7 protein-coding genes are annotated in these 8,317 nt (G+C 63.0%); 3 read left to right on the top strand and 4 right to left on the bottom strand.

What is annotated here, in order from left to right:
- The coding region (locus ECTHA_RS0104795) for a DUF3800 domain-containing protein (RefSeq protein WP_244875613.1) at window positions 1-847 on the top strand (847 nt) is incomplete at its 5' end.
- A gap of 99 nt (window positions 848-946) precedes the next feature.
- Here ECTHA_RS0104795 and ECTHA_RS19830 read toward each other — a convergent pair.
- The 4 genes from ECTHA_RS19830 to ECTHA_RS0104780 all read right to left on the bottom strand — a co-directional run bounded on the left by ECTHA_RS19830 (window position 947) and on the right by ECTHA_RS0104780 (window position 3,980).
- Window positions 947-1,189 carry a helix-turn-helix domain-containing protein gene (locus ECTHA_RS19830; protein WP_128571940.1) on the bottom strand — a complete coding sequence of 81 codons (243 nt, stop codon included), beginning with the start codon at window positions 1,187-1,189 and terminating at the stop codon, window positions 947-949.
- Window positions 1,190-1,330: 141 nt separating this feature from the next.
- A complete protein-coding gene (locus tag ECTHA_RS0104790; protein ID WP_025282393.1) occupies window positions 1,331-1,615 on the bottom strand; it encodes an encapsulin-associated ferritin-like protein in 285 nt (94 codons plus the stop codon).
- Window positions 1,616-1,831: 216 nt separating this feature from the next.
- Complete coding sequence (locus ECTHA_RS0104785; protein ID WP_051582575.1) at window positions 1,832-3,184, bottom strand: ATP-binding protein; 1,353 nt, start codon at window positions 3,182-3,184, stop codon at window positions 1,832-1,834.
- Window positions 3,185-3,242: 58 nt separating this feature from the next.
- The gene (locus tag ECTHA_RS0104780) at window positions 3,243-3,980 is read right to left on the bottom strand and encodes a response regulator (protein ID WP_025282391.1); all 738 of its coding nucleotides are present in this window, start codon (window positions 3,978-3,980) and stop codon (window positions 3,243-3,245) included.
- Between the two features lie 292 nt (window positions 3,981-4,272).
- Between ECTHA_RS0104780 and ECTHA_RS0104775 the strand changes: the two genes are divergently transcribed.
- Complete coding sequence (locus ECTHA_RS0104775) at window positions 4,273-6,474, top strand: TonB-dependent receptor domain-containing protein (protein WP_025282390.1); 2,202 nt, start codon at window positions 4,273-4,275, stop codon at window positions 6,472-6,474.
- A gap of 162 nt (window positions 6,475-6,636) precedes the next feature.
- Window positions 6,637-8,307, top strand: a complete 1,671-nt coding sequence (locus ECTHA_RS17125; protein ID WP_029762582.1) for a PepSY domain-containing protein — start codon at window positions 6,637-6,639, stop codon at window positions 8,305-8,307.
- Window positions 8,308-8,317 lie beyond the last annotated feature (10 nt).

The raw sequence follows: 8,317 nt of genomic DNA, 5'->3' as shown, positions 1-8,317 counted from the left end.
TTTGCCCCGGTCCGGGTGGCAGGCTTCACGTGGAATGGGTGGCAACCTTCAGCGGTCTACGCAATCAGCTATGGACAATTTTAGCGACTACATCGTCTACGTGGACGAAAGCGGCGATCATGGCTTGCAGTCACTTGATCCTCATTACCCGGTTTTTGTATTGGCCTTCTGTATCTTTCACAAGTGCTATTACAGCGAGACCGTCGTTTCTGAGCTGCAGAAGTTCAAGTTCCGCCACTTTGGCCATGATCTGGTTATTCTTCACGAGCATGAAATTCGCAAGGAGAATGGCGACTTCACGTTTTTCAGGAATCGCGAGCACAAACAGGCATTTCTCGATGAATTGACGGGCATCATCAATACCAGTCAATTCATCCTGGTCAGCTGTGTGATCGAGAAGGCTCGGTTGACACCACAGCAAGCCGAGTCAGAAAACCCCTATCACCTCGCGCTGGGGTTTTGCCTGGAGAGCCTCTATGAGTTTCTTGCCGAGGAGAGGCAAGAGGACAGGGTGACGCATGTTGTGGTCGAGCGGCGTGGTCGCAGGGAAGATGACGAGCTGGAGCTTGAGTTTCGCCGCCTGTGTGATGGCCATAACCGCCTGAACAAGGCCTTCAACTTCGACATCCGCTTTGCCGACAAGAAGGCAAATTCGGCTGGGCTACAGCTGGCAGACCTGGTGGCTCGCCCCATCGGGCTGCACATCCTGAGGCCTGAGCAGAACAACCGTGCCTTCGAAACACTCAAGCAGAAATTCTACTGCCAGGGCGGCAGGCAGAATGCCGGGGTGGGCTACGAGCAGTGGGGATTAAAACGCTTCCCCCAGAAAAGCGAAGAGCCTCGATGACACTCACCGAAGCTCAGACGCCGACCGGGCACTCCCAGTCCATTTGCCACCATTATAGTCCGGGCTGGCCGGGACGAGCAAGCACGACTACGGCAGCGCTCAGCGAGAGCCGTACCATGATCGTGATCCATCGCTTGCCGTCATCACTGTTCCGCGACGAAGCCTGTCCCATGTCCTGGGACACAGGACAACCGAGAACTGGCGCACGGACCAGGAGGCATGTTCCTCCGTCAGGGCGATCAGGGCCTCGGTGACGACCGCTGACAGGCGCCGGGGCTGGCCACGATCCTGGCGTGGCTTGGGCAGCAGGGCGTCAAAGCCACCCTGGCGGTACTTCCTCATCCGGTGATCGGCGATTGGGGGTGGGAAACACCACCACCACCATTTCCTCAGGCCCCGCCCTCAAACACCTTTCTCAAGCCCATGCGTCAACCATGGCAGGCCGCCTGGGAAAGCCGCGGGTCGTCCATTGAGGCGGTCGCCTCAGTGATCCAGCTTCTTGTCGGTGAACAGCCAGTCGCGTAGTTCCTTGTCGAAGACCGGGTCGCGCCGACGAATCCATTCCAGAACCATGGCGGCGTGCTCTTTCTCCTCGTCGGCGTTGTGCTGGAGGATGGACCGGAGTTCGGCATCCTTGCAGGCGTCGATGCGCTGGTTGTACCAATCCACCGCTTCCAGTTCTTCCATCAGCGAGACGATGGCCCGGTGCATGTCGCGGGTCTCGTCGCTGAGTTCGTCAATGGGCTCGTGATAGCCTTCGTTCGCCATGCCTGTGCTCCAATCTGTGTTGTGGCCTCAGGCCTCAATACTACAGGCATTCGTGCCCGATTTGACCCGGTGCGGTGTTCCCCTTGGATGCTGCTACCTACCCCTTTCTTCTTTACTGCCGCCCTCCTGCAGTCGGCATACCCGGACGGCATATGGCGCTATCGCCTGTTGCCTGGGCACGGTGTGGTGGACTGGTGGTGAAAACCCGCTTTCCGGTCACGGCCTGGTCAGCGGCAGGCAGACGCTGATTCGCAGGCCGCCCAGCGGGGAGGGCGCGGCGGTGATCCGCCCCCCGTGACCTTCCACGATGCGCCGGCACAGGGCCAGACCCAGGCCCGCGCCACCGTGGCGCCGGCTGCGGGACGGCTCCACCCGGAACAGGTGTTCGAACAGCAGGGGCAGGGCGTCCGCGGGCACGCCGGGGGCGGTGTCATCCAGGGTGATGATGAGCTGCCGATCCTTTTGCCGGGTCTCCACATGCAGTCTGCCGCCCGGGTCCGTGTAACGCAGGGTGTTTTCCAGCAGGTTGTTCAGCAACTGCTTCAGGCGGGTCGGGTCGGCCTGGACGAAGGCCGGGGCCGGCAGCAGTGCCTGGGTGATGGTCAGCCGTTGCTGAGTGAAACGGGTCTGGTGCTGGGCCACGATCTCCCGCAGCAGGGCGGTCATGTCCACGGTTTCCCGGTGACAGTCCAGGGAGCCCACATCGCACAGGGCCAGCTGATAGAGATCATCCACCAGTTTTCCCAGCAGGGCCGCCTCCGCCTGCAGTGACTGGAGGGCCTGCATGTCCAGCGTGCGGATGCCGTCTTCCAGCGCCTCCATTTCTCCCCGCAGTACCGACAGGGGGGTACGTAGTTCATGGGAGATGTCGGCGATCCAGCGGCGCCTGGCCGCTTCATTCTGCTCCAGGGTGGCGGCCAGCTGGTTGAAGTCGTCGGCCAGGGCCTGGAATTCATCCCGGGTGCGCAGCTGTACCCGGGCCGAGTAGTCGCCCGTGGTCAGTGCGCGGGTGCCGCCCGTCAGGGCCTGCAGCGGACCCAGCAGGCGGTTGGCCAGCAGGTAGGAGGCGATGGCGGCCACCAGCAGGGCGATCAGGCCGATGAGACCCAGGATCCGTTCCTGCTGGCGCTCGAACTGCTGGGCCAGCCCGTCGGTGATGTGGGTGGACGGCATCACATACAGGATGCCCACGGTGGTGCCGTGCACCTGCACCGGGTAACGCTTGCCCTCGTCCGGGAACGGCAGGGGCGGTCCGATCAGCCTGTGGCCCGTCTCGTCCAGCAGTGCAAGACGTCCCGGCCGCCGGATCAGATCCTGGAGCACTGCGTCTTCGGACGGATAAGCGGGCGGCGCGCCGTCGGCCATCCGCTGCAGGCGCCCCCATAGGCGCGGATTCTGTACCAGGGGCTCCCAACTGCCGTTGACCCGGTAATACGCCGCCAGGGTGTGGGTGAAATTGTGCGCCTGTTCCTGCTCCACTTGCGCCAGATAACCCGCCAGTCCGTGCTGGAAGCTCAGGCGCGTGGCGCCCATGATGGCCAGGGTCAGGATGGCGAAGGTGATCACCATGGCGAGAAACAGCTTGGTGCGCAGCCCAGGAGCGGGTGGGTGGAGTTGAGCCAAAGCTTCAGGGTGCCAAGGAAGTGAAGCGGTAGCCGACGCCATAGACTGCCTGGATCAGCGGGTGTCCCGGCGCTGCAGCCTGCAGTTTCCTGCGCAGGTTCTTGATGTGGCTATCCACCGTGCGTGCCGTTACCACCCTATGGTCATCGTAGAGACCGTCGAGCAGGTCTTCCCGGCTCAGGACGGTGTTCGGCTGATCATGCAACTGTTGCAGCAGACGAAATTCCACGGGGGTGAGGGTGAGTTCCCGGCCGTTGAACACGGCCCGGTGACGCGTGGGTTCAAGATGCAGTCCCAAGGCATCCTGGGTGTGCATCGACGTTGGTATCGGCTCTTGTCCCACCCGGCGCAGCAGGGCCCGGACCCGGGCCATGACCTCCCGGGGGCTGAAAGGCTTGCAGACATAGTCATCCGCGCCCAGTTCAAAGCCCCTGAGCCGATCGGCTTCCTCGATCCGGGCGGTGAGCATGATGATGGGTACGGCGGAGATGCGCCGGATCTCCCGGCACAGGCCCATCCCGTCCATGTCGGGCAGCATGATGTCCAGCAGGATCAGGCTGGGGGGATCGGTGCGGACCTTGTCCATGACCGGCAGCCCGCTGTCCAGCAGGCTGACCGTGTAGTGCTCCTGATGCAGGTAATCCGAAAGCAGGGCGGCGATCTTGGGTTCGTCTTCCACCACCAGGACATGGGCGCGTGTCGTGGGGTGGATGTCGGGTTGGTTTATCGGGATAGCAGACATGCCGTCGTCGGGAAGTCCATGAGGATTGTGGAGATTGTGTGAAGATGCGCCGCGCGTGTCGGTGGGAGGAGAGCGGGCGCTGATAATATTAATTGATATCGATTAACATTCGCACCCTTATTTCTTCCTCCTGTTGCTGTCAGCCAGTCAGTCCTGTCCCCGACGCGGGATGTCGTCAGGTCAGGGCATGCAGCCTGCCAGAACAGTTCAATCCGCATGAAATGGGAGTTTTTACGTCATGGTTTCACCCGTCCGACCTTCGGCATCTTCATTCCCGATCCTTCGTCCCCTGATGCTCAAGACCGCCGTGGCCCTGGCCCTGGGGAGCATGGCCGGTTCCGTCCTGGCTGCGGAAACCCTCCAGCTGGACGAGATCACCGTCATCAGTGCCGCGGGTTTTGAGCAGGCGTTGCGGGATGCCCCCGCCAGCATCTCGGTGGTGACCCGGGAGGATCTGGAGCAGAAGCGTTTTTCCAATCTGGCCGAGGCCCTGGCGGATGTGCCGGGGGTGGATGTTCGGGCGGGCACCGGCAAGACCGGCGGAATGAACATCGGCATCCGCGGTCTGCCCAGTGAATACACCCTGATCCTCATCGATGGCCGCCGCCAGAACACCTCCGGCAATGTCACCCCCAATGGCTTCGGCGAGACCTCCACCAGCTTCCTGCCGCCGCTGTCGGCCATCGAGCGCATCGAGGTGATCCGTGGCCCCATGTCCACCCTGTATGGATCGGACGCCATGGGTGGGGTGATCAACATCATCACCCGCCCGGTCAGCCGACAGTGGGGGGCCAGCGTTACGGTGGAAAACACCTTCCAGGAAGACCGCAGTGCCGGTAACAGCTCCAGCATCAGCCTCTTCACCACCGGGCCTCTGGTTGAAGACCGGTTGGGTCTGCAGTTGCGTGGGCGCCTGTTCGACCGGGATGCCTCGGACCGGTTGATCGAGGACAGCGCCGGGCGCGATCCCCGACCGCCGGAGGCGCGGATCCACTCCCTGGGCGGTCGTCTGACCCTGACGCCCGTGGACGATCAGCAGGTCTGGCTGGATCTGGAACGTGCCCGGCAGACCTATTCCAACGAAAACTGCCGTCTGGGCACACTGGATGGCACCAACCGCAATACCTGTGCCCCAGAGCCCGGCACGGTCTGGGGCTATGAGGATGAGCTGCGCTTCAACCGGGACCAGGCGGTGCTGGGTTATCGCGGCCATTTCGAGGCCGGCACCCTGGAAGGCAGTGTGACCCGCATCACCACGGAGACCCTGGGGCGCACCTTGCCCGCAGGCAGTGCGCCGGACTATGGCTATGAGGCCGTGGGTGGCGAACCCCGTCTGTTGGAGAACCGTGACCTGGTGGTGGACGGCAAGTGGGTGATGCCCGCCGGGGATCACATGCTGACCCTGGGTGGACAGTATGTGGATTCCTGGCTGGAAGACGGCGCGGCAGGCAGCCAGGCCTTCGAGCAGAGCAACTGGTCGGTCTTCGTCGAGGACGAATGGTGGCTCAGACATGATCTGGCCCTCACCCTGGGGGGCCGCTATGAAAATCATGACGCCTTCGACGGACACTTCAGCCCCCGCGCCTACCTGGTCTGGAATGCCGATGATCAGTGGACCCTGAAGGGTGGTGTTGGTCGGGGGTACAAGACCCCCACCCTGAACCAGCTTCATGACGGCATTACCGGTTTCACCAATCAGGGGCGCACGATCACCATCGGTTCTCCCCACCTCAAGCCGGAAAAGACCACCAACTACGAGCTGGGCGCGAGCTTTGACAACCGGGCCGGTCTGTCGGCGGATGTCACTCTCTTCCATACCCGCTTCACCGATCGGATCGCCACCGGCGAGGCGATCCTCAATTGCCAGTACGTGGATGAGAACGGCAACCAGCCGCATGCCAGGACGCCGGGCTGCCTGAGCATCGGCAACTTCACCGAGCAGGAAGACTTCGCCCAGTCCGTGAACATCGACCGCGCGATTTCCCAGGGCGTGGAACTGAGTGCCCGTTATCGCTTTGCACCGGCCTGGGAGATCAGTGGCGGCTATACCTACACGGACACCGAGATCCGCTCCGGTGACCAGAAAGGCCTGCTGCTGACCAACACGCCGGAGCACGCCCTGACCACCCGACTGCTGTGGGATGTCAGCGACCGGCTGTCGGCCCGCCTGGACGGGGAGTTCTATTCCTCCCGCGAACGCTTTAGCGGCGGGCTGCCCACCTCAGGTCAGAACCTTTCCCTGTATCAGCAACTGGGTAACAAGCTGGACAGCTATGCCGTGTTCAATCTGGGCGCCACCTATCGCATGTCCGACCGGGTGCGCCTGACCGGCACCGTCTACAACCTGCTGGACAAGGACTTTGGTGCATCGGACAGCTATGAGCATGGCGGTCAGACCTTCCATGCCTATCGCTATACCCAGACCGGCCGGGCTACCGATGGGGTGTATCTGGACCGGCGGAGTCTGTGGCTGTCCGCCACCTACGACTTCTGATTTGAAGCGGGCAAGTCCCTGTGGGAGCGGCCCTCGGCCGCGAATGAACTGGACGGAAAGTACCCGGCTGAGACATTCGCCGGCAGGCCGGCTCCCACGGGGCTCACTCTATTCAGCAGTGGTTTCTCGCCTTTCCCTCTTGATACGCAGGCGCACTCTTTCATGCTACGCACACTCTGGTTCCAGCTTCACTGGTTCATGGGCATCACGGTCGGTGTCGTGCTGATCATCCTCGGCGTGACCGGGGGAATGTTGACCTTCGAGCGGGAGATCATCCGCGCCATCAACAGTGATGTCCTGCGGGTGGAGCCCCTGGACACACAACGCCTGTCTCCGGAGGCCTTGCTGCGACAGGCCCAAGAGGTCCTGCCGGAACGGCAGATCAATGCCCTGCGCCTGTCCTCCGACCCCCGGGATGCGGCCACCGTGAACGTGGCCGGTGACGGGCCTCAGGCCCGCCGCGGGGTCAATCACTACTTCAATCCCTACACCGGTGAACTGATCGGCGCCGAACTCAAGGGGCAGGCCTTCTTCCGCACCCTGCAGCGCCTGCATCGCTGGCTGCTGATGGGGGATGTGGGAAAGCAGATCACCGGGGCGGCCACCATCATGCTGATGATCCTGGTGCTGTCGGGCATCTACCTGCGCTGGCCCCGGTCCTGGAAGGCCCTGGCCGGTTGGTTCACTTTCAGTTTTCGCCGCTCGGGGCGCGGGTTCGTCTCCAGCATGCATGGGGTGGTGGGTACCTGGGTGTTGCCTCTGTACCTGCTGGCGGCCCTGACGGGTCTGTACTGGTCCTATGACTGGTACCGGGCGGGTCTGCATGAACTCAGCGGCGTCCCCATGCCGGTGCGTCAGGCTCCCCCACAGCGCACACAGGAAGGCGATACCGGTGGCCGGGCCGGGGAAGAGGCCCCCGGTGACCGCCTTGATCAGGTGAACGCCATCTGGCAGACCTTCGAGCAAGTGGCCCCGCTGGGCTATTCCACCGCCACCCTGCGTCTGCCCCAGCCGGGGGGAGACTATCAGTTCATGTATTTCGACCCCCGGCCGGCCCATGAGCGGGCCTGGAACCGCCTGACCCTGGCGGCCGGCACCGGCGACGTGCAAAACCATGTCCGCTATGCGGACCGTCCCCTGAATGAAAAGCTCATGTCCAGCATGCTGCCGCTGCACAGTGGCTCGTTCTTCGGCATGCCCGGCCGCATCGCCATGATGGTGGCCAGCCTGATCATGCCCCTGTTTGCCATCACGGGGCTGGTGCTGTACATCGATCGCCGCCGCAAGGCCCAGGTGGCCCGGTCGGCCCTGCTTCAGGCCGGACTGAAGCCCTCGGGCGACAGCAGCGGCGGGGAGGGCGAGCGCATCCATGTGGTCTTTGCCAGCCAGACCGGCAACGCCCAGACCCAGGCCTGGAAGACGGCCGAGGCGTTACAGGCCGCCGGCCTTGCCGTGGCAGTCCACCCACTGGGCACGCTGACCCCGAATGACCTCAAGGACATGGGGCGCGTGTTGTTCATCGCCTCCACCTTCGGTGAGGGTGAGGCACCTGCGCCGGCCCGACCCTTTGTCAGCTTGATGGAACGACAATGCCCGGATCTGAGCACGCTGGAGTATGCGCTGCTGGCGCTGGGTGATCGCGGCTATCCCCATTTCTGCGCCTTTGGGCGGGATCTGGATGTCTGGCTGCGATCCTGTGGTGCAAAGGCCCTGGTATCCCGCATTGAAATGGACGGTAACCGTCCCGAGGCCGCACTGGCTCAATGGCAGGACCTGTTGCCTTCGATGGCTTTATCCGGAGGCTCGCATCAGAAGGCGCCGTCGGAGGCCTAGTGGCTTTGAT

Source organism: Ectothiorhodospira haloalkaliphila ATCC 51935, assembly GCF_000633935.1.
In the GTDB taxonomy this organism is placed as follows: domain Bacteria; phylum Pseudomonadota; class Gammaproteobacteria; order Ectothiorhodospirales; family Ectothiorhodospiraceae; genus Ectothiorhodospira; species Ectothiorhodospira haloalkaliphila.
Note: the sequence above shows the minus strand (reverse complement) of the source record. Positions and strands in the feature narration are given on the sequence as shown.

What these genes read in the sequence shown, in the direction of transcription:
- ECTHA_RS19830 (WP_128571940.1), bottom strand. Translation starts at nt 1,189, where the DNA reads ATGAGGAAGTACCGCCAGGGTGGCTTTGACGCCCTGCTGCCCAAGCCA.
- ECTHA_RS0104790 (WP_025282393.1), bottom strand. Translation starts at nt 1,615, where the DNA reads ATGGCGAACGAAGGCTATCACGAGCCCATTGACGAACTCAGCGACGAG.
- ECTHA_RS0104785 (WP_051582575.1), bottom strand. Translation starts at nt 3,184, where the DNA reads ATGGTGATCACCTTCGCCATCCTGACCCTGGCCATCATGGGCGCCACG.
- ECTHA_RS0104780 (WP_025282391.1), bottom strand. Translation starts at nt 3,980, where the DNA reads ATGTCTGCTATCCCGATAAACCAACCCGACATCCACCCCACGACACGC.
- ECTHA_RS0104775 (WP_025282390.1), top strand. Translation starts at nt 4,273, where the DNA reads ATGCTCAAGACCGCCGTGGCCCTGGCCCTGGGGAGCATGGCCGGTTCC.
- ECTHA_RS17125 (WP_029762582.1), top strand. Translation starts at nt 6,637, where the DNA reads ATGCTACGCACACTCTGGTTCCAGCTTCACTGGTTCATGGGCATCACG.